Origin of the sequence: Shigella sp. FC1967, assembly GCF_001743005.1 — a bacterium.
In the GTDB taxonomy this organism is placed as follows: Bacteria; Pseudomonadota; Gammaproteobacteria; order Enterobacterales; family Enterobacteriaceae; genus Proteus.
The window spans coordinates 1-288 of the sequence record NZ_MIIZ01000119.1; the positions used below are offsets into that span (position 1 = coordinate 1).

Sequence of the window (288 nt, forward strand, 5' to 3'; positions counted from 1 at the left end):
CCCCGTGATATTTGATATCAATGTTGGCTTTGCCGGTGCTTCTACCCCGTCATCACAGAGTAGTGACGCATAGTATTTTCCGGTTGCGCTACGGCTCAGTGTGATACTTTTCAGCGCCCCCGTAATTTCACGATGTAAACGCGCTTCAATCGGTGCGATTTTCGGGATTTTTATCGCGCCATCAATGACTTTGATCCCGACACAATGATAGCTAGATTGTCTGCCATGCTTACTTTTAAACGTGGGAAAACGGGCTTTTAGTTTCGGATTAAAAAAAGTTGGAGAAAG

The 288-nt window shown here is 45.1% G+C and carries 1 pseudogene; it reads right to left on the reverse strand.

What is annotated here, in order from left to right:
• Positions 1 to 288, reverse strand: a pseudogene (locus tag BHE89_RS01080) (RNA-guided endonuclease TnpB family protein); the annotation flags it as partial.